Source organism: Peribacillus sp. NJ4 (genome assembly GCF_030348345.1).
GTDB lineage: Bacteria > Bacillota > Bacilli > Bacillales > DSM-1321 > Peribacillus.
Genome location: NZ_JAUCFQ010000001.1, coordinates 4,416,136 through 4,440,558, shown reverse-complemented (window position 1 = coordinate 4,440,558; position 24,423 = coordinate 4,416,136). Strand labels below are relative to the sequence as shown.

General features: G+C 40.5%; 24 protein-coding genes. 11 read left to right on the top strand and 13 right to left on the bottom strand.

Annotation, left to right across the window (positions count from 1 at the left end; translation table 11 throughout):
• Positions 1–195: 195 nt before the first annotated feature.
• Together QUF94_RS22135 and QUF94_RS22130 are read right to left on the bottom strand one after the other, a co-directional pair.
• On the bottom strand, positions 196–828 hold the full coding sequence (locus QUF94_RS22135; RefSeq protein ID WP_289317738.1) for a DNA-3-methyladenine glycosylase: 633 nt from the start codon (positions 826–828) through the stop codon (positions 196–198).
• Between the two features lie 110 nt (positions 829–938).
• A complete protein-coding gene (locus tag QUF94_RS22130; protein WP_289317737.1) occupies positions 939–2,504 on the bottom strand; it encodes an MDR family MFS transporter in 1,566 nt (521 codons plus the stop codon).
• 275 nt (positions 2,505–2,779) lie between these two features.
• Here QUF94_RS22130 and proC point away from each other — a divergent pair, with 275 nt between their 5' ends.
• Complete coding sequence (gene proC, locus QUF94_RS22125; protein ID WP_289317736.1) at positions 2,780–3,586, top strand: pyrroline-5-carboxylate reductase; 807 nt, start codon at positions 2,780–2,782, stop codon at positions 3,584–3,586.
• 83 nt (positions 3,587–3,669) lie between these two features.
• Positions 3,670–5,037, top strand: coding sequence for an FAD-binding oxidoreductase (locus QUF94_RS22120; RefSeq protein WP_289317735.1), 1,368 nt, complete (start codon positions 3,670–3,672; stop codon positions 5,035–5,037).
• A 414-nt stretch (positions 5,038–5,451) separates the two neighbouring features.
• Here the strand turns inward: QUF94_RS22120 and ald are convergent, their stop codons facing one another.
• The 6 genes from ald to QUF94_RS22090 form a co-directional block, all read right to left on the bottom strand.
• Entirely contained in the window at positions 5,452–6,585 is a 1,134-nt protein-coding gene (ald, locus tag QUF94_RS22115; RefSeq protein ID WP_289317734.1) for an alanine dehydrogenase, read from the bottom strand.
• Positions 6,586–6,782: 197 nt separating this feature from the next.
• Entirely contained in the window at positions 6,783–7,604 is an 822-nt protein-coding gene (locus QUF94_RS22110) for an EcsC family protein (RefSeq protein WP_289317733.1), read from the bottom strand.
• 21 nt (positions 7,605–7,625) lie between these two features.
• Positions 7,626–8,909: a PucR family transcriptional regulator gene (locus QUF94_RS22105; RefSeq protein WP_289317732.1), complete on the bottom strand. Its 1,284-nt coding sequence runs from the start codon at positions 8,907–8,909 to the stop codon at positions 7,626–7,628.
• A 131-nt stretch (positions 8,910–9,040) separates the two neighbouring features.
• Positions 9,041–10,039: an inorganic phosphate transporter gene (locus QUF94_RS22100; RefSeq protein ID WP_289317731.1), complete on the bottom strand. Its 999-nt coding sequence runs from the start codon at positions 10,037–10,039 to the stop codon at positions 9,041–9,043.
• 15 nt (positions 10,040–10,054) lie between these two features.
• Positions 10,055–10,675, bottom strand: coding sequence for a DUF47 domain-containing protein (locus QUF94_RS22095; protein ID WP_289317730.1), 621 nt, complete (start codon positions 10,673–10,675; stop codon positions 10,055–10,057).
• Positions 10,676–10,912: 237 nt separating this feature from the next.
• Complete coding sequence (locus tag QUF94_RS22090; protein WP_289317729.1) at positions 10,913–11,911, bottom strand: inorganic phosphate transporter; 999 nt, start codon at positions 11,909–11,911, stop codon at positions 10,913–10,915.
• Between the two features lie 380 nt (positions 11,912–12,291).
• Here QUF94_RS22090 and QUF94_RS22085 point away from each other — a divergent pair, with 380 nt between their 5' ends.
• Entirely contained in the window at positions 12,292–13,122 is an 831-nt protein-coding gene (locus QUF94_RS22085) for an aldo/keto reductase (protein ID WP_289317728.1), read from the top strand.
• Between the two features lie 477 nt (positions 13,123–13,599).
• Positions 13,600–13,854, top strand: a complete 255-nt coding sequence (locus tag QUF94_RS22080) for a GlsB/YeaQ/YmgE family stress response membrane protein (RefSeq protein WP_170946860.1) — start codon at positions 13,600–13,602, stop codon at positions 13,852–13,854.
• Positions 13,855–14,032: 178 nt separating this feature from the next.
• Here QUF94_RS22080 and QUF94_RS22075 read toward each other — a convergent pair whose 3' ends face one another.
• On the bottom strand, positions 14,033–14,944 hold the full coding sequence (locus QUF94_RS22075; RefSeq protein ID WP_289317727.1) for an RluA family pseudouridine synthase: 912 nt from the start codon (positions 14,942–14,944) through the stop codon (positions 14,033–14,035).
• Positions 14,945–15,175: 231 nt separating this feature from the next.
• On the opposite strand from QUF94_RS22075, the gene QUF94_RS22070 reads away from it, so the two are divergent.
• The gene (locus tag QUF94_RS22070; protein ID WP_289317726.1) at positions 15,176–15,595 is read left to right on the top strand and encodes a DUF5365 family protein; all 420 of its coding nucleotides are present in this window, start codon (positions 15,176–15,178) and stop codon (positions 15,593–15,595) included.
• 68 nt (positions 15,596–15,663) lie between these two features.
• On the opposite strand, the gene QUF94_RS22065 is transcribed toward QUF94_RS22070, so the two are convergent.
• Both QUF94_RS22065 and QUF94_RS22060 read right to left on the bottom strand, forming a co-directional pair.
• The gene (locus QUF94_RS22065) at positions 15,664–16,134 is read right to left on the bottom strand and encodes a thioredoxin family protein (RefSeq protein ID WP_289317725.1); all 471 of its coding nucleotides are present in this window, start codon (positions 16,132–16,134) and stop codon (positions 15,664–15,666) included.
• The gene (locus tag QUF94_RS22060; protein ID WP_289317724.1) at positions 16,134–16,571 is read right to left on the bottom strand and encodes a disulfide oxidoreductase; all 438 of its coding nucleotides are present in this window, start codon (positions 16,569–16,571) and stop codon (positions 16,134–16,136) included. The genes QUF94_RS22065 and QUF94_RS22060 overlap by 1 nt, the downstream gene beginning before the upstream one ends.
• A 190-nt stretch (positions 16,572–16,761) precedes the next feature.
• Here QUF94_RS22060 and QUF94_RS22055 point away from each other — a divergent pair, with 190 nt between their 5' ends.
• The 3 genes from QUF94_RS22055 to QUF94_RS22045 all read left to right on the top strand — a co-directional run bounded on the left by QUF94_RS22055 (position 16,762) and on the right by QUF94_RS22045 (position 20,941).
• Complete coding sequence (locus tag QUF94_RS22055; protein WP_289317723.1) at positions 16,762–18,309, top strand: carbon-nitrogen hydrolase family protein; 1,548 nt, start codon at positions 16,762–16,764, stop codon at positions 18,307–18,309.
• Between the two features lie 153 nt (positions 18,310–18,462).
• Positions 18,463–20,193: a phospho-sugar mutase gene (locus tag QUF94_RS22050; protein ID WP_289317722.1), complete on the top strand. Its 1,731-nt coding sequence runs from the start codon at positions 18,463–18,465 to the stop codon at positions 20,191–20,193.
• 220 nt (positions 20,194–20,413) lie between these two features.
• On the top strand, positions 20,414–20,941 hold the full coding sequence (locus QUF94_RS22045; protein ID WP_289317721.1) for an NADPH-dependent FMN reductase: 528 nt from the start codon (positions 20,414–20,416) through the stop codon (positions 20,939–20,941).
• A 130-nt stretch (positions 20,942–21,071) separates the two neighbouring features.
• On the opposite strand, the gene QUF94_RS22040 is transcribed toward QUF94_RS22045, so the two are convergent.
• A complete protein-coding gene (locus tag QUF94_RS22040) occupies positions 21,072–21,314 on the bottom strand; it encodes a YhdB family protein (RefSeq protein ID WP_048689737.1) in 243 nt (80 codons plus the stop codon).
• Positions 21,315–21,446: 132 nt separating this feature from the next.
• Between QUF94_RS22040 and QUF94_RS22035 the strand changes: the two genes are divergently transcribed.
• From QUF94_RS22035 to QUF94_RS22025, 3 genes are all read left to right on the top strand, one after another.
• Positions 21,447–22,415: a M14 family zinc carboxypeptidase gene (locus tag QUF94_RS22035; RefSeq protein ID WP_289317720.1), complete on the top strand. Its 969-nt coding sequence runs from the start codon at positions 21,447–21,449 to the stop codon at positions 22,413–22,415.
• A 49-nt stretch (positions 22,416–22,464) separates the two neighbouring features.
• Complete coding sequence (locus QUF94_RS22030; protein WP_289317719.1) at positions 22,465–22,785, top strand: DUF3889 domain-containing protein; 321 nt, start codon at positions 22,465–22,467, stop codon at positions 22,783–22,785.
• Between the two features lie 250 nt (positions 22,786–23,035).
• The gene (locus QUF94_RS22025; protein WP_289317718.1) at positions 23,036–23,917 is read left to right on the top strand and encodes a radical SAM/SPASM domain-containing protein; all 882 of its coding nucleotides are present in this window, start codon (positions 23,036–23,038) and stop codon (positions 23,915–23,917) included.
• Positions 23,918–24,012: 95 nt separating this feature from the next.
• Here QUF94_RS22025 and QUF94_RS22020 read toward each other — a convergent pair whose 3' ends face one another.
• On the bottom strand, positions 24,013–24,174 hold the full coding sequence (locus QUF94_RS22020; RefSeq protein WP_289317717.1) for a hypothetical protein: 162 nt from the start codon (positions 24,172–24,174) through the stop codon (positions 24,013–24,015).
• Between the last annotated feature and the right edge of the window lie 249 nt (positions 24,175–24,423).

The window sequence follows — 24,423 nt, the reverse complement described above, 5'->3', positions numbered from 1 at the left end:
TAAATAGTCATCCTTGCCATAATAAAGACTCGTATCCGGCTGCAGAAATTGATGCTGGCTATATTCATCCGAGTCATCATACCACCGGGAAATGAAATCCTTTTTTTTCTACGCTATTGGAGTCCATTGTGGCAACAGGCAAAAAGAGGCCTGTTACCTGTAGCCTTTTATACTGCTTACTTAGAGGGGATAAGGTCACTCGGTTTTTTTCGGTCCCCCTTTATTAATTAGGTTCTTGCGAGATATGAACGGGTTGCCGGTAACCCAAAAACGCCACGGATAATCTTTTGCTTCACCGGAGTTGTCAATTCCGACGCGGGGGCCGCTGGATATGTGTTCAGGCTGCTTTCCGGCAGCAAGGTAAAGCGGAGGAACCGTAAAAGATCGACCATAATCATCCATGGTGATGCCTAGTGCCTTGGTTAGCTTCCCTGGTCCATCGGTCCATTTTCGTATATCGGCATTTCCACGTCTTTCATGCATTAACTCGAGCCCTGAATAGGGTTCAATCGCCCGGATTAAAATGGCCTCCGGATTTTCAGGTCCGCCGCTTACGACATTGACCAGTGTATGTGTGTGCATGACGTATGTATATATCAAACCGGAATTTCCGAACATCACTTCCGTCCGTTTTGTCCTTCTATTTCCAAAACTATGTGCGGCCCTGTCCCCAGGTCCCATATAGGCCTCTGTTTCAACAATGAATCCAGAAGCGGTTCCATCCGCTGTTTCTTTTACAATCAGGCAGCCAAGAAGGGATTTTGCCAGTTCAAGCGTGGGCTGCCGATAAAAATCCGCAGGTAAAATTGAATGGTTTATCTTGTTCATAGTATCACTCCATTTAGTATCATACAGGTAAAATTCCCTTATCAATGAAAAAGAAACATGAAGGGATTAAAAAGGCCGGCTGATTATATCAGCCGGTCCCGAGCATATTTTTAGCCTAATTCTTTTTCCGTTTCTTGATCTCTTTTGATTCGGCCCGAACCCACGGAAAGTGCCACTAGTATCCCTGCGGAAACAAAAAAGATACCGGTGATGAAAACACTGGAGAATGCATCGATCCAAGCATTTTCAATCGTTTTTACAAGGACATTGCTGACTTCTGCCGGCATTTTAAGGTTTTCCGGATAAAGCATGATGTTGAATAACGCATCCGTTTTATCGGCTAATGCTTTCAGTGCCTCATGCAATATAGGGTCCTTTTGGCTTACAACCGCGTCATCCATATTTTGCTGGAGATTATGGTTCATGACGGCATTCAAAATCGTGATGCCCATCGTTCCCCCTATTGATCGGAAGAATGTCGAAGCAGCTGTAACCGACCCTAGCTGGGATTTTGGAAATTCGTTTTGAACGGCAATCATCAATGTCGGCATGACAAGACCCATACCTATTCCAAGGATGGCCATGAATGAGTACGCAGTGAATATAGTCGTACTGCTGTCCATCGTACTCATTAGGAAAAAGCCGAGCGTCGCAAAGGCCATTCCAAAGGTAAGCACGGTACGAAAACGGAATTTCAACAGTAACCGCCCGCCAACGACGCTGGAAAGAATCATACCGATCATCATCGGAGTCATGGTTGACCCCGCTTTTGTTGGTGAAACTCCCAGTACGCCTTGCATGAACAGCGGAACGAACATGATTGCCCCGAACATTCCGAGGCCCAGCAAGAATCCCAAAATATTCGTGGTGGCAAAAACCCTATTTTTAAAAAGGGATAAATCAAGGATCGGTTCAACTGCTTTTCTTTCAAAAATGATGAAAAGGGCAATGAAGACAAGGGTGCAGCCGAAAATCAAGAGAGATTCCAGTGATAACCATTCGAACTTATCACCACCAAAGGTCAAGCCCAGCAGTAACAGGACAATACCAGGGGTCAAGGTGAAAATCCCTAAATAATCGATATTCACTTTCTCCGTTTTTCTTATGGCTTCATGTTTCAACCCTACATAAATCAAAATGGCGGATAGTAAACCCGTCGGTACATTGATCAGGAAGATCCAATGCCAGCTGATATGGTCAACGATCAGGCCGCCCAGAAAAGGACCAATGACAGAACTTAAACCAAAAAGGGCTCCAAATACACCCTGCCATTTAGCCCTTTGTTCTGCAGAGAATATATCGCCAATTATCGTTTGGGATAAGGGCATGATCATTCCGCCGCCGATTCCCTGCAGCCCCCTGTAGATGATCAATTGCTCCATCGAAGTGGCAGTGGCACATAAAAACGAGCCGATTGTAAAAATGATCGTACCAAGCAGATATAGGGAGCGTCTGCCATATAAATCAGATAGCTTTCCAACAATCGGTACAACAGTAGTTGAGGCTATTAAATAGGCAGTCGTTACCCATGCAAAGATGGTAAAACCATTCAATTCCCCGATGATCGTCGGCATTGCCGTCCCGACTATCGTCTGTTCCAACGAACTGAAAAACATTCCAATGATCAATCCTGTTAAGACAAGCTTGGTATTGACCGCTTTTTTATCCATTTGCATACCATTTCTCCATTCTTCGAACTTTATTCCTTTACTCGATTTGTGACTAATAGGTCAAAATTATAAATCCGGAATGACCATTTAGTCAACGTTTTTTCTGTAAAAAATTCAATTGCATGAAGGAATGTTTTCGAAAGGTAGATCTCATATAAACTTATTAATTCGACCAGAAACCACTAAATCCTTCCTGATTAATATCCCCAGCGTGTTTCCATTTACCATATTAGTTATAATAAGAAGGAATATAGACGAACTTATGATTGGAAGTGTACGGAATGAATAAAAAAATTGGGTTTATTGGATGCGGTAAAATGGGTGAGGCAATGCTTGAGGGCATGTTGCATGCAGAGGTCATTTCACCTGATGGAATCATGGTCAGTTCAGCGAGTATGGAAACGAAAACTAAAATCACCACGAAATATAAGGTTAAAGGCACTTTGGATAATAAAGAGGTTGCCGGTTTTGCCGATTTTCTTTTTCTAGGGATTCAACCTGCCATGCATGAGCAAGTGCTTGAAGAAGTGAAGAATCATGTGAAAGATGACGTTGTGATCATTACCATGGCTGCTGGGATCACTGTATCTCTAGTTGAAAACTGCTTCGGAAAAAGAGTGAAAGTTGTCCGGACGATGCCCAACACTCCTTCACTTGTAGGTGAAGGCATGACGGCAATGAGCATTAATGATGAAATTACCGATGCTGATATAGAGGATGTGACTGCACTGCTGAATAGTTTCGGTAAAACGGAAATCCTGCATGAAGATCTGATGGACGCAGTACCGGCCATCAGCGGTTCGTCGCCTGCTTATGTATACATGTTCATCGAGGCGCTGGCTGATGGAGGGGTCCGTGATGGCATTCCACGAAAACAAGCATACCGAATGGCAGCACAAGCTGTAATGGGCGCTGCTAAAATGGTACTAGAAACGGAAAGACATCCTGCTGCTTTAAAGGATGATGTCTGCACGCCGGGTGGTTCAACGATAACTGCGGTAGCGTCATTAGAAGAGAACCAGCTTAGATCAAGTATTCTACAGGCAATGAAGGCCTGCACGGATAAAACGAAAGGTTTCAGTAAATGAAAAAAGATGGATTGCCTATTAGCGGGCGATCTCATCCGCTTACCATTTTCAGAATGTTTGGTGAAAAAAGAGGAGGCTGCATAATGAATGGTTATATAGAAGAATTAAGGAAGATTCTGACGGAAGAACAAGTAACGGTGAATGAAACATTATTGGAACAGCACAGCCATGATGAATCCTATCACACTCCTCATTTACCGGATATGGTCATATATCCAAGGGATACTGCGGAAGTCAGCGCAGTCATGCGTTATGCGAATGAGCATGAAATACCGGTCATTCCTTTTGGATTGGGATCAAGTTTGGAGGGTCATGTCGTTCCAGTCAAAGGGGGAATTTCACTGGATTTGTCCTTGATGAATCAAGTATTGGAAATCAGGGAAAATGATTTCCTTGTGAAGGTCCAACCAGGTGTGACAAGGACGCAACTCAATAAAGAATTAAAAAGGTATGGATTGTTCTTTTCCGTCGATCCGGGTGCCGATGCTACATTGGGAGGGATGGCAGCTACGAATGCAAGTGGGACGACCTCGGTCAAATATGGGATAATGCGCGATCAAGTCAGGGATTTGGAAGTGGTTTTAGCAAACGGTGAGGTGATCCATTCCGGAAGTTTAGCGACAAAATCATCTTCAGGCATTCATTTGAATGGCTTGTTTGTCGGGTCGGAAGGTACACTAGGTGTATTTACTGAACTGACATTAAAGGTATACGGCATTCCTGAGGTCACCATGGCAGGAAGAGCCTCATTTCCAACCGTCGAACAGGCAGTATCTGCGGTTAATGGGATCATGCTTGCTGGAATCCCAATTGCACGAATTGAATTGGTTGATGCCGAGTCCATAAAAAAAGTTAATCAATTCATGGACAAATCCTATGATGTCAAACCAACTTTATTCCTGGAGTTTCATGGTAACTTTGCCGGACTTGAACAGGACGTCAAATTTGCCAAGGAAATCGTAAGTGATTTTGGCTGTGGGGATATCCAGTTTGAAACCGATTCAAAAGCACGGAATGCTTTATGGGAAGCCCGCCATAATCTCGCGTACGCATTCATTCACAGTGCCCCGGGAAAGAAGCTGATGGTGACCGACGTAAGTGTGCCCCTTCATGAATTATCGAATGCCATATTGGATGCAAGAAAGAAAGTCGAACAATCAAAAGTGGAGGGGGCGATTGTAGGACATGTAGGTGACGGGAATTATCATGTATTGTTCATGATCGATCTGAAAAATCCTGAAGAAGTGAAAGAAGCGAAGAGGTTAAATGAAGAAATCGTTGAATTTGCCTTAACCAAAGGCGGTACATGTACAGGTGAACATGGGGTAGGCCTTGGAAAATCGAAGTATCAGCGAAGGGAACATGGAGCAGCTTACGAAGTGATGAAAACGATCAAACAAGCATTGGATCCGAAAGGAATATTAAATCCAGGGAAAATTTTCATAGATTAAGAGGAATGTTTAATTATGGTAGAGTATTAACAACCAAAAATGTACAATAATCAATTGGTGAAAAGGCAGACTTGATCCCATATAAAATGTTAGTGGCATATCATAGCCTAGATATGGACCAATTCAAACACTAATTTCATATCACGTAATTTTTAAAAAATAAACGGATAAAATTTATTTTCGTCTTTAAACTGACCTATAATCGGAAAATCGCCTGTTCGTGGTGATAATCCGACCCATATCGAGAAAAATCGCCTGTTTGTGGTGATAAACCGACCCATATCGAGATAATTCAGCCTTCATCGGAATAAATCGACCGATGAGCGTGATAAATCGATCTTTCATCCCAATAAATCTACCCAATTCCCTTTCAAAAAAAATAAGACTCCAGATGTCTGGAGTCTTATTTTTATATTAAGCGTTAATGTTATTTGGGTTTAAGGCGTTTTCAACACTTACGTAGTTGTAGCCTAGGTCTGTTGCAACTGCTTCAAACGTGATTTCACCGTTCGCCACATTGACGCCTTTTGCAAGTGCATCATTTTCAAGGATCGCTTTGATGGCGCCTTTGTTTGCGATTTGCAGTGCAAATGGCACTGTTACGTTAGTTAAAGCAACTGTAGAGGTTTGAGGCACTGCACCTGGCATATTTGCCACTGCGTAATGCACTACTCCATGTTTAACATAAGTAGGGTTATCATGTGTTGTTATATGGTCAACTGTTTCGAAGATACCGCCTTGGTCGATTGCAACATCGACAATGACTGAACCTGGAGACATCGATTTAACCATTTCTTCAGTAACGAGCTTAGGAGCTTTAGCACCTGGAATCAACACAGCACCAATCACTAAATCAGCATCTTTGACTGCTTCTGCAATATTATAAGGATTGGAGATGAGTGTAGTCAGTTCATTTCCGAAAATATCATCAAGTTGACGTAGGCGGTCAGGGCTTAAGTCAAGAATTGTAACATCTGCGCCTAATCCTATAGCGATTTTAGCTGCATTCGTTCCAACCATGCCTCCGCCGACAACAGCGACTTTACCACGTTTCACTCCAGGAACTCCGCTTAAGAGGATTCCTTTACCACCGTTATTTTTTTCCAGGAACTGAGCACCGATTTGTGCAGCCATGCGTCCTGCAACTTCACTCATTGGTGTCAATAAAGGAAGTGTGCGGTTCACTGCAACCGTTTCATAAGCAATGGCCAAGACACCGCTTTCTTTTAGGGCCTGAGCTAGTGCCGGTTCAGCCGCAAGATGCAAATATGTGAAAAGGATTAAATCTTTTCGGAAATATTTATATTCAGATGAGATAGGTTCTTTTACTTTCATGATCATTTCTGTGCTTGCCCAAACGCTAGCAGCGTCCTCGACTATTACAGCACCAGCTTCTTGATATGATTCATTTGTAAAACTGCTTCCTAGACCTGCGTTCATTTCGATTAATACTTCATGCCCTGCATTGACTAATGCTACAACCCCAGCTGGAGTGATAGCTACACGGTTTTCATTGTTTTTAATCTCTTTTGGAATTCCTATTCTCATCTTAATCCCTCCAATAATATGTTTTACTATTTGTATCACAAGTATAGTTGGAAATAGAAACAGTTAGTATGTGGAAATCAGAAAAATGAAAAAGGTGTATTTGTGGAATTCCACAAACGCAATATCAATAAACATGGACTCGTCAGGATCAAGAACCCTGATTCATATCATAAACGTTAGAAAATATAACGCTGAAGTTAATTTTTCGAAATAGGTTCTTGAATGCGCTCTAAAATCCGTCTTTTTTTATAAAGCATGATTCCGGTATCGGCTATATCGGCAATCATCGATCGATTGGTAAGGGCTCCAAAGATTATTCCAGCAACAGGAACCATTTGCAAAAGCTTTTTCCAGCCAAACTGATCACGGTATGTATAAACGACTTCTCGCCATCCTTGCAGCTCGGATGCTATTTCCCTTTTTGATTCGGAATCAGGCAGGTGCATTTTCGACAATTCATTTAATAGTGCCTTTTTGCCTACAACATCCGATGTTGTGAATTGCAGACATTTGACGATGAAAATACGCTCTTGACGGTCACTGGGATCGAACCCATATGTGATGGCGATATCTTGAAGTGTTTTGATCGACATGCCGAGTAGAAGGGGGATGTCGATGGCTAAGGTGAAGATTCCGCCAATACCGGTAGTGGCACCTTGAACCGTTGCCAATTTGCTGCCTGAATTTTTAATATCTTGACTCACGCTATCCATGATATGGAGGGGAATGCTTGATACATCTTCCAGGGAAGTAATTTTCAATTCGGGATTCTTGGCCTGTAGCTGACTTAGAATTTGAGCTTCTTTCGTTAAATATTTTCCGCCATTCTGAATATAGCTGCCGATTTCATCAAGCATGACACCCAATTTTTTCTGAATGAAATCCGGTGTCAGCTTATCCAATAGTTTGAAGGGGATTCGCCCAATCCGTTCCCAAAACCATAGCCCTTTCTGATCCTTCTCCCATTTTTCAATGATTATTAATTCCTTCTCAAGTTCTTCTTTTGTTTCAAATTTCATATGATCAGCCTTTCCACATTTCTAGTATTCCATATCAGGGAATTTATCATTAATTTTTCTTGTAAAATTATCATATTGATCAAGTTTAATGTTAAGAAAGAGGGACATTTTTTGAATCGGGTCTTTTAACCGGATATTTCCCACTTCTGAAATCCTTTTTAATCGGTAATTCAATGTATTCACATGGATATGAAGATTTCTTGAAGCTTCATTTGGGTTGCAGTCTTTTTCTAGATAGACAGTGAGTGTCTGCAGCATTTCCGTCTGGTTTTTCATATCATATGCTTTTAGCTTCAGGATGGAAGGATGAACATGACGTTGTTTTTTGCTTGCGAGCGATTCAATCATTTGAAACATGCCAAGTTCCTCATAATGTAAGATGAGCTTCATGTCATCAGGGAAAATAGTCTTCATTTTTAGAGTGTATTGAGCTTCATCGTAACTTGTTTTAACATCCAATAAGTTTTTATACATATGGCCAGCCGTTCCAAGGATATGCTCAACACCGAAACGCCGTTTCATTTCCAAAATGAAAAAAGGGATGAAATCATAAATCGATGATGTGAAAGAAGGGCTGTTTTCCTGGTTGGCTCCTGCAAAAAGAATGAGCTTGTTATGGTCAATCGCAAATAAGGAACTGTTTATCTTTTGCGTAGTCGTTAACATGTATGAAATGTATCGCTCCACTTCGCGATTGATCTCTTCAGGAAATTCGAATACCAATATGGAAAAAACCACCGGAACATGTAAGGAGAATTTCGTGAAATTTTCAATTATTTCCGATTCTTCTTGGTAGTGTCCAGTCAGCATGCGCCAAAGGAACTCTTGATTACCCGCTTCTTTCCTTTTCTTTTTCAATTGCAATTGCTGTAACTGGTTTTTCGCCTCTTTGGCAGCAAATTGCAGAAATTCCATATCTTCTTCGGAGAAAGGTTCATTTACTTCCAAAGCCCAAATGAATCCAAGGACTTCATTATTTTTCCGAATGGACACCGCAGCCCTGTTACCGAGACCGACATCATTGATGGCCCCGATCTTAATGGGGGCATCTTCTTTCAATAAAGCTGGGATGAAGCCATCTTTCCATAAACTGTTGATGACCTTTTCAGGGACGCGTCTTCCGATTATGGTCATGATACGAGCCTGATCCGTAGTATCATCGTGTGTGCTATAAGCAAGTAAGCGGTGATTACCGTCCTCGATTGTAATGGGGCAACCCAAAACAGAACTGATTCTATCGGCAAACTCCATCATATCTCCATAAAGGCCTTTAAAAATATCTCTATTTTTTTCTAATTCCTTCATTTTTTTTTGCCCCTCGCTTAAAAAAATTCCTTCTCCTTGAATTTTAAACGATTTCCTATTAATAAGCATAGATAAATCCTTCATAAAACAGAAAATCCCTGCCGACGGAAATCGGAAGGGATTTTTTTATTTTAGAATAGGAAATTAATCAAAAGATAAATCAAACCTGCTAATGTTGCCGAGATGGGAATGGTAATGAACCAAGTGATGATCATTCTTTTTGCCGTTCCCCATTTTACGCCTTTGACACGATGGGCGGTTCCAACTCCAAGGATTGAAGAGGAAATAACATGGGTAGTACTGACTGGCATGTGTATTACGGTCGCGCCGAAGATGATAAAGGCTCCGGTTAAATCCGCTGCAACACCATTGACCGGACGGATCTTCATAATTTTGCCGCCAACGGTTTTAATGATTTTCCATCCACCTACGGAAGTTCCAAGTCCCATTGCTAACGCACAGGAAAATTGAACCCAGAAGGGGATATCGGCATTTGATGCATAACCATTTGCAATAAGGGCCATCGTGATGATACCCATCGCTTTTTGAGCGTCATTCGTTCCGTGGGTATACGATTGAAGTGCTGCAGTAGCAATCTGTATAGTACGAAATTTTTGGTTTGTTTTTGTCAGGTTATTGTTCTTAAAGACCACTTTAAAGATGCTGTATACGATAAACCCGATTGCAAAAGCAATTAACGGGGAGAAGATCAAAGCTTGAAGAATTTTCATGAATCCTTCCCATTTAATTCCGGCGAATCCAGCTGCAGCAATGGCGGCACCTGCAATCGAACCAATCAATGCGTGGGAGGAACTGCTTGGTATTCCGTAATACCAGGTAAGAAGGTTCCATATGATCGCGGCAAGCAGAGCAGCCAAGATTACATATGAACCATTCGGAAGCGTGAACGGATCCACGATATCTTTGGTTATGGTCTTCGCTACTCCAGTAAATGTCATAGCTCCGACGAAATTCATGATGGCTGCCATGATGATGGCATGCCGAGGCTTCATGGCCTTTGTTGAAACAGCAGTGGCTATTGCATTGGCTGTATCATGGAAACCATTGATGAAGTCAAATGCTAAAGCAAAGAAAACGATTAATATTGTTAAAATTAATAAAGTATCCATTTATTGGGGTACTCCTTAGGCGTTTTTCATTATGATTGTTTCAAGTGTATTGGCCACTGCTTGACAGTGATCGGCAATCTCTTCAAGGCTTTCGTAAATTTCTTTATATTGAATGATCCTGATTGGATCTTTTTCAACTGTAAACAAGTTTTTGATTGATTGACGTTGGATCCCGTCACAAACGGATTCAAGATCTTTAATTTTGATTGCATTTTCACGAATCATTGGTAATTTTTTCGTGGATAGTGTATCGACAGCTGTTTCAATCTCATACGTACACTGCTTGATTGCATCCACAAACTTAAGCATATACTCATCTGCATTGACTATTGAGTACATTTCGAATAATGCGGCACAGTGTTCCAAACCGTCTATGACATCATCCATTCTCATGGTTAGTTCAAGGATATCCTCGCGTTCGATAGGAGTGATAAAGGCATTGTTCAGCTCTTTAATCACGTTATGAACCATTGAATCGCCTTTATGCTCATAATCTTTCATAGTATCTGAAAATACTTTTAGATCGGAGATGTTTTTGAGTTTATAATCCGCGAAATAGTCAGCACCTTCTTTAAGGTTTTGAGCAATGTTGAAAAGCATTACTGCGAATTTGTCTTTTTTTGATTTAAAAGCCATGTTAAAGCCTCCCAATTAGTCATGCAATTTTACACACTTTTATCGTACGTTTAGTATTAACAAATTGATTGTAACGAATTCATGTAGTTTCAGGGAAGGTTTTTCGACGAAAATTTACAAAATCTTAATAAAACTTTACAAACAAAAACAAGGATAAGTAAAAAATGGGAAACAGTTACACTTACAAAGGCGATATTTGTAGAAAAAAGCCTTCCCGAAGTGGAAAGGCTAAAGTTTCTATAAAAATAAAGCTATTAAATAATAAATAATTCCAGCTAATGAAGCGGAAATCGGCAAGGTAATGAACCAAGTAATCAACATGCTTTTAGCAGTTCCCCATTTTACGCCTTTGATGCGGTGTGCAGAACCGACACCAAGTATGGAAGAAGAAATGACATGTGTAGTACTGACCGGCATATGCAGGAATGTGGCACCGAAAATGATTGCTGCACCAGTCATATCTGCAGCCACCCCATTAACCGGCCGTATTTTCATGATTTTACCGCCAACGGTTTTGATGATTTTCCAACCTCCGATTGATGTACCAAGCGCCATGGCTATTGCGCAGGATAATTGTACCCAGAAAGGAACTTCCGAGGTAGAGGCATATCCGTTAGCGATTAGAGCCATCGTGATGATACCCATCGATTTTTGAGCGTCATTCGTTCCGTGTGTATAAGACTGGATGGCTGCCGTGAGAATTTGTATTCTCCTGAATCGCTTATTGGTCTTTCCTAAATTATTATTTTTGAATACTACCTTGAAGATACTGTATACAATGAATCCAAGCGTAAAGGCAAGGATGGGAGATAGAATCAATGCCTGGACAATTTTAGTGAATCCACTCCATTTTATTGCATCGAATCCACTAGCCACGATGGCCGCTCCTGCTATTGACCCAATGATTGCATGTGAAGAACTGCTTGGAATGCCGAAATACCAGGTGATTAAATTCCACGTTATTGCAGAGAGCAGAGCAGCAAGGATTACATAAGAGCCGTTGTTTAATGTGAAAGGATCAACGATATCCTTCGTAATGGTATGCGCTACACCGGTAAAAGTCAGTGCTCCCAATAAATTCATGACCGCAGCCATGATGATTGCATGACGTGGTTTAAGCGCCTTGGTTGATACTGCTGTAGCGATGGCGTTAGCCGTATCATGGAAACCATTGATAAAATCAAAGACCAAAGCAAATATAATAATTAGCGCCGTTAAGATGAATATGCTATTCATACATGGAAGACTCCCTTGATTTCAAGTATGTAATTTTTGAATTTGGATTGTGGCCCATGAATGGGCGCAGTACAGGACAGTTTGCAACCCCTCATTATATAAAATGGGAGTTTTTAAGGTTGATTATTTTTTTAAGATGGCACCTTCTTTATTACTTGGTTTTAAAACGAACTATTTCATTGTAACGAATTTCATATCTATAAGGATAGACGTTTCGTCATTTTTTTACAAAATATTTAACTTAGTGAAGGATTTAATGACAAATTATTCATTTTATTATATTAAAAGGATAATGGGGCTTTTTAAATCCCGAGGCTTATGGTTAGAAATAGAAGTTAGGGCGATGTATAATTGGTAAATAAAAGTAAGGGGGATGAAGGATGATTTCAAATATTGCGGAAACGATCACTCTACATAATGGAGTTCAAATGCCACAGTTGGGTTTCGGTGTATTCAAAGTGAAAAATGGCAAAGAAACGGTTGAATCCGTTAAGAAAGCAATCCAAGTAGGATATCGTGCAATTGATACGGCAGCCATTTATGAAAATGAAGAAGGTGTTGGACAGGCGATTCGGGAGTGCGGAGTACCTCGTGAAGAATTGTTCATAACATCTAAAGTATGGAATACGGAGCAAGGATACGAAACCACGCTTCAGGCATTTGATGATAGTTTAAATCGCCTTGGTTTGGAATATTTGGATTTATACTTGATTCACTGGCCTGGAAAAGATAAATATCTGGAAACATGGAGGGCGCTGGAAAAGCTTTATAAGGATGGAAAAGTGAAATCAATCGGTGTAAGTAATTTCCATGTTCATCATTTGGAAAATTTACTTGCAAATAGTGAAGTGAAACCGGTCGTAAATCAAATCGAATTGCATCCACTTTTGACTCAACTCGAAATTCGTGATTACTGTGCAAAACATGAAATAAAGGTGACATCATGGAGCCCGCTAGGCAGGGGGAACTTATTGGAAGAACCAACAATTAATCATATAGCTAAGAAGCACGGGAAAAGTTCAGCGCAAGTGTTAATTAGATGGCATCTTCAACATGATCTCGTAGTAATACCCAAATCGATTACGCCGTCCCGTATCGAGGAAAATGCACAGGTATTTGATTTTTCATTAAGCCTTAACGAAATGAACCAAATAGATGCCTTGAACAAAAATGAACGGTTCGGAAGCAATCCAGATGAACTTTTGTTCTAAATAAGAATGTTGAAAATGATAAGAGGATGTCCCGATAAAGGGGCATCCTTTTTCTTTTTTCTTTATGAACATATTTGACACAGTTATTGTTTATACTAACTATGTGACAGAGTTAAACATATGCTATACCCGTTTATTATGTCTAATACTCCTGTTTCTGTTGCCAAATATTTTTAAATAAAATTAGGTTTTAGATTAGTTAAACGGGGAAAATAATGAGTACAGCGGCAAACAAAAAGAAAAACACACTAACACATTGAGGATTGTCAAATCAGTTCCTCAGGGGCTCTAGCTAGCTAACTCTACCCAATAACTAAAACATTCACATTCATTAGATATTGTGCGTAATCGGCATCATACCATTTGGATGTAAAAGTTAAAAGAACTGAAGGCATGACAATATGGAAGTGTGATGAGATTTCTTGGAGTCTGCTGTAGATAGTAAAAAATCAACTAATTAGAAGGAGGAAATATATTATGGGATTTTTATGGTCATTAATTATCGGAGGTATCATCGGTTGGTTAGCAGGTATGATCGTTGGACGTGACGTACCATTTGGAATTATCGGTAACATCATCGCTGGTTTTGTTGGTGCATGGTTAGGTTCATTAATTCTTGGGAACTGGGGACCATCAGTAGCAGATTTCGCTATTATTCCAGCATTGATTGGTGCTATCGTGTTTGTCTTCATCTTAAGCCTTATCTTAAAAGGCATGAGAAAAGCTTCATAAATACAAAAATAAAGCTGGCCCAAGTGGCCAGCTATTTTTTTTTATACTGAACCGGTATGGAATTTGTCTGCGATGCGGAAAATCCGTCCGCTGAGCAGTATAATTCGTCCCAGAACCAAATAATCCGTCCATTAGTGCATTAAAAAACACCGTTCCGAAATGGAACGGTGTTTTTCAATTATATGTGAAGATCGAATATTTCAGGTTTATCCAGGAAAGGAGCTTCAATAATCAATTTTTCTTCGGAAATGGGGTGGATGAATTCGATTTTCCTTGCATGCAGGGCTTGACGTGGAAATGTCCTTCTTCCGCCATACAGGGTATCTCCAGCCAAGGGGTGATTCAAATGGCTGAAATGCACCCTGATCTGGTGGGTTCGGCCGCTTTCCAAGGTGCAGCTAACGAGCGTCAAGTTTTTCTTTGGATTACGATTGAGCACCTGATAATGGGTAACTGCCGTCTGGCCTGTAGGGGATACCCTTCGTCTCGTGGCATGGTGGCGGTCCCTGCCAATTTTTTCTTTGATTTCGCCTTCATCCTTTTTAATGTTTCCTTCAACTAATGCAAGATAAGTCCGTTTGATTTCCCTTTCTTCCAACATTCTGTCCAGCATGGACCCAATGAGGCGGTTTTTGGCAAAAAGGACCGCACCGGTGGTATCTTTATCAAGCCTATGAATATGCTTGATCATACAGTTCTGGCCAGTTTGTCGAAGGTGGTGCGCCACTCCATTGATGAGGGAGTGTGCTTCACCGGGTTGAGAAGGGTGAGTATCCATTCCAGCCGGTTTATTGGCTATCAACAACACGTCATCTTCATATAAGATGGATATTCCTAAGTCAGCCGCTTTAACCGGTTCATTTTCAACGTGATCAAGCAAGGGAATGCATATCGTATCTCCTTCAGTAAGGACAGTTGACCATGTGACGGAATGGCCATTCACTGTCACTTCTTTACTCATCCTCCATTCATGGACCAACTTCTTTGGGGCTTTCCACCGCTCCCTGAAAAGCTTTTCCAATGTTAATCCATTCCAACTTTGAAGAACTTCTATTATTAAATGTTGGTTAGTAATTTTGAAATCTTCCAATTTCATTCCTACTTTCGACTTATTTGGTTGTGGTCAAATGAAAAAAATATATAATAATTACAGATAAGTCATAAAAAAGTGATCTTGGACCTATTGTCAAGATTTCTGTGGTGGAAATTACCACATATTTTTTACAATTTTTATGTTATTCTATGGGGAAAGAAATCGCTTGTCCTAGAATATACATATATTAGATAGGTCTAACGGATCTGAAAAAAGGTGGTTTTTTTAGTGAAGACAGTCTTTTCTTCAACGGAAGAGCAAGAACAAGAAATAGCGAGCCTCGTTTCTCGTTTCTACGAATCTGTATTTCCGAAATACTTTACGGAAAGTGAAATCCTTCATTTTCGCAAGATTGGCGTTTTGGAGCCAAATCAAGGTTCTTTTACCTACTTTGCAACATTAAGAGATGCATTTCAAGTAATGACATGTCTTCAAGTCCTCATGTCGATATTAGACAAACAGAAGAAAGCAGATTCTATTGTGTTGGAATCTGAATCTGAAGAATTGTTCCAACATAACATCACTCTATTGAATGAATACGGAATATTCTTCCCTTTTTATTATGACCATTTTTCCTGTATAAACCATGAACTGAGTAATGATATGCAGATGATGGATATGCAGGTGGCGAATCAATATTTAGTATAAGGGATAAAAAATGAGCCGGCTATAACGGGAGAAGCATTTCCGTTAGGGCCGGCTCATTTTTTCTATCCTTAATTAAGATCGTGGTCCTTGAACCATTTCTCGAAGGTTTCCTCTTCATTAAAGCCAACGATCCGTTCTTGTTCTTGTCCATTTTTATAGTGAACGATGGTCGGAGTCTTTTTGATGCCATAATCGCTCCATCCTTGTTCAAACTCCTTAAGGTTGTATTGAACTAGGTCGATTCCCAACTTTTCTGCCAAAGGCGCAACGATTGGTGTGGTTTTTTGACAGTGCGTGCAAGTAGGACTATAGAAATAAACGGTCATATCTTTATTATCCTGGAGGTCCTGCTCCAATTCTTCCGGCAGTATCAAGTTTTGATAATTGGGATCATCCAGCTGATCGACAGTAGCGGGATGAAGCTTATCCTTGCCGTATGGATTTCCTTTTGATTTTTCTTCCTTTTTCATGTTTGTAAAAACGCCCAGCAGGACAAATATCGCGACGATTATCACTAAAAATATAGCCATTTTCTTCATTAAGCTGCAACCTCCTTGGATCTTGTCCATATGATGTAACTGCATATGAAAATAATGATGAATGCAGTCAAGGCTAGGAACGGGATGGTAATGAAACCAAATATGTTTATATATTGTCCTGTACATGGAACCCTTCCGCATGCAAGGGTGTGGTCAGAAAAGAATGAAACCTTTTGTATCAAATAATGGTAAGTGGAAATGAATGCACCGATAGCGGATAATATCATGGTATAAAAGCTGATCCAATAATCTTTTCGAATGATTGCAATTCCTAAAATGATTGTAAAAGGATACATGATGATCCGTTGATACCAACAGAGCGCACATGGTTCATATTGCTTGATTTCAGAAAAATATAAGCTTCCAAACATAGCAATGATGGAAGCAGCCCAGGCTACAAATAATAAGTTTTCCACACTGCGTTTTGTATTGTTCATGGTTCCTCTTCCCCATCTCTTTTTGCTCTCATGAAAAGTATAGTATGTATGGACGGCGTCTGTAAAATATATATTCTTTTTAAGGGACAATCAGAATGGATTTTATCAATACCTTGGGCAGGTTCAGGTGTTTTAATTTTTGAATAAGGGGTATAATTCTTATGGAAGAGATTAAAGGAGTCTGAGGAAAATGCCTAATTTGGACCTGCATAAATATGAAAAAATAATGGAAATACGTAATATGAGGCTAGGAGACATAGATGAAATAATTGCTTTGCAGTCGAGTTGCTTTCCTGGAATGGTTCCTTGGAAGCGAGATCAGCTTGATAGCCATCTGGAAATTTTTCCGGAAGGACAGTTTGTAGCTGAATATGATGGAAAAGTGATTGGCTCATGTTCCAGCCTCATTATTAATTTTGACGAATATGATGATCGCCATACATGGGACGATGTAACAGATGGTGGGTACATCACTAACCATAATCCGGACGGTTATAATTTATATGGAATCGAGGTCATGGTCCATCCTAAATTCCGCAGGATGAAAATTGGTCAAAGACTATATGATTCTAGGAAAGAACTTGTTGCCCAATTGAATTTAAAAAGCATCATTATCGGAGGCAGGATCCCCAATTACCATAAACATGCGGAGGAACTGTTACCAAGGGAATATGTGAAAGAAGTGCAATTGCATAAAATATATGATCCGGTACTTTCGTTCCAGCTTTTAAATGGGTTCACGCTCATGAGGATCAACCCGAATTATTTGCCGGATGATCTGCAATCCAATAAGTATGCTACGCTCATGGAGTGGAATAACGTCGATTATCAGCCGAAAACAAAACGTTATTATAAAACATCTGAACCGGTACGGATTTGCGTCGTGCAATACATGCTGCGTAAAATCGATTCATTCGAAGACTTCGCTAACCAAGTCGAGTATTTCACCGACGTCGCTTCGGATGCTAATGCGGATTTTGCCGTATTCCCTGAATTGTTCACCACCCAGCTGATGTCTTTCCTAAATGAAAGATCACCAAGCTTGGCAGTAAGGAAACTGTCCGAATTCACGGAGCAGTACATTGAATTATTTACCACTTTAGCTGTGAGGTATAACATAAATATCATCGGCGGCTCCCATTTCGTAAAAGAAGATGATGACAACATCTATAATATCGCTTATTTATTCCGTCGTGACGGGACGATTGAAAAGCAATATAAAATTCACATCACACCGAATGAAAGAAAATGGTGGGGCATCAACGCAGGTGACCGAGTTCGTGTCTTTGATACGGACTGTGGAAAGATTGCCATACAAATTTGTTATGATATTGAGTTTCCGGAACTTGCCCGGATTGCTACCGACATGGGAGCCAAAATCATATTCACTCCATTTTGTACAGAAGACAGGCAAGGCTATCTGCGCGTTCGTTATTGTGCCCAGGCCCGTGCTGTGGAAAATCAAATCTATACAGTCATTTCCGGAACGGTCGGGAATCTTCCGCAAACGGAAAATATGGATATCCAATATGCTCAATCCGGAATCTTCGCTCCATCGGATTTCGAATTTGCACGTGACGGCATAGTCGGGGAAACCAGTCCGAACCTAGAGATGGTCCTGATTGGCGATGTTGATTTGGAAATCTTACGCCGGGAGCGGCAGTCCGGTACTGTAACGCAATTGAAAGATCGCCGCCATGATATATACAAACTGCATTATCAAAAAGGCGAAAAATAATGTGAAAAAAGGGCTCGTGATGTGAAGAACGCTGGATGCGGTTCTGTTCATTACGAGCCTTTGCTTCATTTATTGGAATAAATGTGATAATTTTGTATATGTAAGCTGATACATAATAATTACAAATCAGGCGTTTGGGAGGAGATGTTGGAGATGAACTGGAAATCTTTATACACCACTTGGGCAGAGTACCAGAATTTAAATGGGGAATTACGTGTCCTCCTTGAGGAAATGCAGCGGGATGAAGCAAAACTCGAAGATGCCTTTTATAAGAATTTAGAATTTGGAACAGGCGGAATGCGTGGGGAAATTGGAGTCGGAACGAACCGGATGAATCTTTATACTGTAAGGAAGGCAACGGTTGGGTTGGCTCAATTTATCTCATCGTTTGGGGAAGAGGCAAAAGGAAGAGGAGCCGTGATTGCTTATGATTCACGACATAAGTCCCCGGAGTTTGCACTCGAAGCAGCTAAAACCTTGGCAACATTCGGGGTAAAGGCTTATTTATTCGATGAATTGCGACCGACACCAGAATTATCATTTGCGGTTCGCGAACTTAATGCTTTTGCTGGAATCGTCATCACGGCAAGCCACAATCCGCCTGAATATAATGGTTACAAGGTTTATGGACCAGATGGGGCCCAATTGCCACCTGAAGGAGCGGATCAAGTGATCGGCTACGTGAATGCCATTGAAAATGAGCTTGAAATTCAGATTGAAGAAGCAGAAGTCCTTAAAGGGCGGGGCCTCATTGAAATGATTGGTGAGGAATTGGATGCAGCGTATAACCGGGAGTTGCTCACAGTTCCCGAGAACCCACAGCTTGCCGAGGAAATTGATGTGTCAATCGTCTTTACTCCTCTTCATGGAACGGCAAATAAATCCGTCAGAAGGGCACTGCAAAGCTTAGGGTATCAAAATGTGCATATCGTTAGGGAACAGGAACTTCCAGATCCGGATTTTTCGACTGTCAAGTCTCCAAATCCAGAGGAACCGGCTGCATTTGAAATGGCGATAGAGCTTGGAAACAAAGTGGAAGCGGACTTATTGATAGCAACGGATCCGGATGCCGATCGACTTGGGATTGCCGTGAAAAACGAGATGGGCCAATATGTTGTCCTGACTGGAAATCAAACAGGTGCCCTTTTCCTGGATTATTTACTGTCCCAGAAAAAAGAAAAAGGGAAGATTCCTGAAAATGGAGTCGTCTTAAAAACAATCGTCACATCAGAAATCGGTCGGACGATTGCGAAGTCGTATGGCTTGCAGACGGTTGATGTACTTACCGGGTTTAAGTTCATCGCCGAGAAAATAAATCAATATGATGAAAGCGGGGAAAATAGCTTTCTGTTCGGATATGAAGAAAGCTACGGTTATCTGATAAAAGACTTTGCACGTGATAAGGATGCCATTCAAGCGGCAGTGCTGGCTGTCGAGGTCTGTGCCCATTATAAAAAACAGGGATTGACACTATATGAAGGGTTACTGAATGTGTTTGAAAAGTACGGCTTCTACTTGGAAGGATTGCGTTCATTAACTTTAAAGGGCATTGAGGGAGCGAAACAGATTCAAGGAATATTGAATCAATTCCGTCAAAATCCTCCTGCTCGAATAGCAGGCATCCCGGTAGTCGTTGAAGAAGATTATCAAAGCAGCAAAAAGCGTACATTACTTTCAAATGGTGAAGAACAGATCGAGCTACCGAAATCAAACGTATTGAAGTATTTCCTTGAAGATGGTACATGGGTTTGCCTCCGTCCTTCAGGCACTGAACCAAAAATTAAATTCTATTTCGGTGTCCAAGGTGAATCAATGCAGGAAGCTGAGTCCAAGTTATCGGGAGTCATGACAGATTTCATGAGCAAGATTGAAGCATTAGTTTAAATGGATGAAAAGATAAACGAAAGACTTAGGTCTTTCGTTTTTTTTTCGGGTAAAGTGAATGAAAGTTGACTCTGGGAATTTCCAGTAGCATGAATAATCAAAATTCTAGGAATTTCCGTTTCAGTTTTGGTATACTGTATTGGCGAGTGATCTCGGAAAACATCGATTAATTATTGTATTTAGAGTGAACAGCATATAGGAATAATGGAGGTATATATTCATGAAATTAGTAATCATTAATGGTTCACCACGTAAACAAGGGCGTACAGGTATAGCCTCACGCTACATTTCCAAGAAATACGGAGCGGAACTTATTGATTTAAGCAATAGTGAGATCCCTTTATATTCAGGTGAAGGTGAGCAATATCAATTGGACGTGATTCAAGGTCTTCGCAAAAGCATCGGGGAAGCGGATGGCGTGATCCTGGCCACTCCGGAATATCACGGTTTAATGAGTGGAGCTTTGAAAAATGCCTTGGATTTTCTTAGCAATGAACAATTCACGCATAAACCAGTCGCTTTATTAGCCGTCTCCGGCGGAGGAAAAGGCGGGATCAACGCCTTGAATTCCATGAGGACAGTGGGCCGCAGTCTGTATGCAAATGTGATTGCCAAACAACTGGTTTTGGATCCACATTGCTTCGATTATGAAAATGATGGTTTAATTGAAGAATCTGCCGTACTTGTTGAAGGTTTAATTGAAGATCTTAAAATGTATGCAACTGCATATGCAACAATGAAAAAATAATGAAATGAGGGTCAGGTATTTAATACCTGACCCTTCCTTGTTTTTATAGGGTTTCACCAGCCAAAGTTAAATCCCCGAAAATCAATCTTCTTGTATAAATTTTCCCGTTTAGCAAAAACTATAGTTGATTTTAGCTTGGAAGTTCACTTAAATAATCACTTGTTTTTTCTGCCGCATGATCCAGATAACGAAGCAGAGCATACAACTGGGATTGAACGATTTGATAATCATGCTCAAACCGGTAAGCGTGCAAAAAATGTTCTATTTTTTTCGAAAGAAAGTGATCTTTCGTTCGAACCATCAATACTAACAAGCTGTCCCAATCGGAACGGTGTGTGTGAAACAATGCCTGATCATAATCCGCAATCCTCATGTAGTTCTCCCCCTTAATAAGGAGCTATTTGTATTTTGTTCAGATTGGACAGAATATTTCCTTACAATAAGTGGCGATGTATTTGGACCGCGGTTGTTGCTTTTTACCTGAATAAAAATAAAAGGTGAGTACATGCGAAAACTAATGGTAATTGGAATATTGGTCCTGCTTTTTTTTCCTGAAACCACACTGGCACAAGAAGTGTATTCCCCTGAACAGATGGAAATGGATCTTCAAGGAATTCAAAACAAGTATGAATTGGACGTTCAAATAATCGGACAAACTGAAAAGGGGAAAAATATAAAGGCAGTCAAGTTAGGAAAAGGAAAAAAAACGATTATGCTTGTTGGATCACATCATGGTCGGGAATGGCTCAGCTCCAAAATTTTAATGAGCATGCTTGAAGACTATGCAGCCGCCTATCGAGCGGGCAAACCTGTTGAAGGATATCCGTCAAGATCATTGGATGAAGTTAGCATCTGGTTTATCCCGATGCTGAATCCAGATGGAGTCAGCATCCAGCAAGGCGATTTATCAAACTTAAATATACTTGAAAAGGCAGCAGTATGGAAAATGAATCGATATAGCAAGAATTGGTCGCGATGGAAAGCTAATGCCAAAGGCATTGATTTAAATAGGCAGTATCCGGCTGGATGGAAAGAAGTCATGAGTCATGAAACAAAACCAACTTATCAATTTTATAAGGGCGAACAACCACTTGAAGCAGCTGAAGTGAAGGCGCTTGCGGAGTTCACAAGGGAAATCGATCCCCTTATTGCCGTTTCCTATCATACTTCAGGAAGGGAAATCTTTTGGCATTACAAAAATAAACGGGAAAATATGGCGAGGGATTATGGGATTGCCAAAAAAACTTCGGAATTGACTGGGTATGAACTGACCTTTCCGGAAAAGGAAGCGGTAGGAAGCGGATTTACGGATTGGTTCATAACGGAATTCAGCCGCCCGGGAATGACAATCGAACTTAGTTATTTAGTGGATGAAACCAATCCTCCATTGACTGTATTTCCTGAGGAATGGAAGAGGAATCGATTAGTTGGGATCATGCTTGTAAAAGAAGCGATGCAGGTGCATAACAAATGAACAATTTTACATAATAATATCAAGAGGAAAGTATGAGGAGGAAAAGATTTTGAAAAAAGTCATCGTGATGTTAATGGGGATTTTTTTGATTATACAAGCAGGATCCATTTCAGCACAAGCCCAAAAACCCGATTACGAAAAATACGGAAAGATTGCGATCACCGTAGTGCAGGCTGATTATCCTGAAGTTGAGATTACCGATTATGCCTATAAGGGGAGAAAAACTGTAGCGAAAAATCTTGTCGAAGACGATTTCAGATTTTTAGTTGAGGATAAAGGAAATCAGTTCACTGTAATCGTGACCGTACAACATGATTTGAAAAATGAAAAATTACTTAGTTTAAAGGTCACCGAGCAAAAAGGAAAGTGATTTAAGAACAAACGGAAAATCAAAGGTTTGTATCCTGTCCAACATCTTCACATCGAGAAGATGTTTTTTTCTGATTTGATTAGAAGATTGTCCAGGAAATGGTGGATATCGGATAAGTTGCAGTGGGAAATGATAGCCATCCATTCCCTGATATATGCTGCCATGAAGTTTTCATTGCATTTATGAGCAGCTAACCAGTATAGTTAGTATCAGATTGAAACAATAAGCTTGATAGTAGGGGTATTAGAAAATGAGAAAGTTTAAGAAAGTTTATGTGGAAATTACTAATATATGTAACCTGAAGTGTAATTTCTGTCCAAGCTCCAGCTTGCAAAGGACGCTGAAATTCATGGATCCTGAAGGGTTTACGCGTGTAATCGAGAAAATCAAACCACACACCGATCATATTTACTTTCATTTGATGGGTGAACCATTTTTAAATAAAAATTTGGGTACATTCCTGGATATCAGTGCTGAAAATGACCTGAAGGTGAATATAACAACGAACGGCACTTTGATTCAAAAGGTCAAAGATAAGCTGCTCTCCAAAAAAGCCCTTCGTCAGGTGAATATTTCACTTCATAGCTTCGAGGCAAACGATACGAGCAACAGTCTTGACTCATATGTCAGTAATATTGCCGATTTCATAAATGAAGCAAATGAAAAAAGTGAAATGATTTGTGCCATTCGTTTATGGAATATGGATACGGATGAACTAAAAGCGAGTAATGGCCTGAACGACGATATTCTCAGCATGTTGGAAGAAAAGCTTTCATTGGACGTTCGCTTAAGTGAAGCCCTTCAGAAAAAGAATAATATTAAGTTGAAGGACCGTGTATATATAAACATGGCTGAAAAATTCGAGTGGCCGGAATTGGACCGTGACATTATCGATGAGAATATTTTCTGCTATGCTCTTAGAGATCAGTTAGGCATCTTGGTGGATGGTACAGTCGTACCTTGTTGTTTGGATAGTGAAGGAAAAATTCCACTGGGTAATATATTTGAAACGTCACTTGAAGACATTTTAAATGGTGAACGGGCTAAAAATATGTATGACGGCTTTTCAAGAAGATGTGCAGTTGAGGAATTATGTAAACGATGTGGCTATGCAAAGCGTCATAAAAAATGAAAATAAGAAAAACCACGGAATTCGTTTTCCTGGTTTCAGACTGTAGACAAACTCGATGAAAACTCAGTTTGCCTGCAGTTTTTTATTTAACAAGTTCAGTTGATTTCAGAAATCCGCTCCCTTTCCGCCGACTGTCTGCCAAGCCCCCTCGGCGCAAGCGCCTTTGGTGTCTCGGCTAGCCAGTAATTCGGCAGGAGTGTCGCAAATTTCTTCAATCCAATGAGGATTACAGTAAAAAACCATAAAGACCGGAGCACTTTATTCGACCCGCTTTACTGTCTTGGGCCGTTGACGCAGTTTATCGACCAAAACCACACTTTATTCAGCCGTTCACGCACTGTATTCGGCCGTTGAAGCACTAGATTCGACCGTTCACGAATTTTTTTTGACCTTCACCTCACTATTCGGACTCCGAACACCATTTTGTCGCCAAACTGAAACCACGGAGTTCATCTTCGTGTTTTTTTTTTTTGCGATTGAAGGACAGTAACCACCTTCTTATTAAA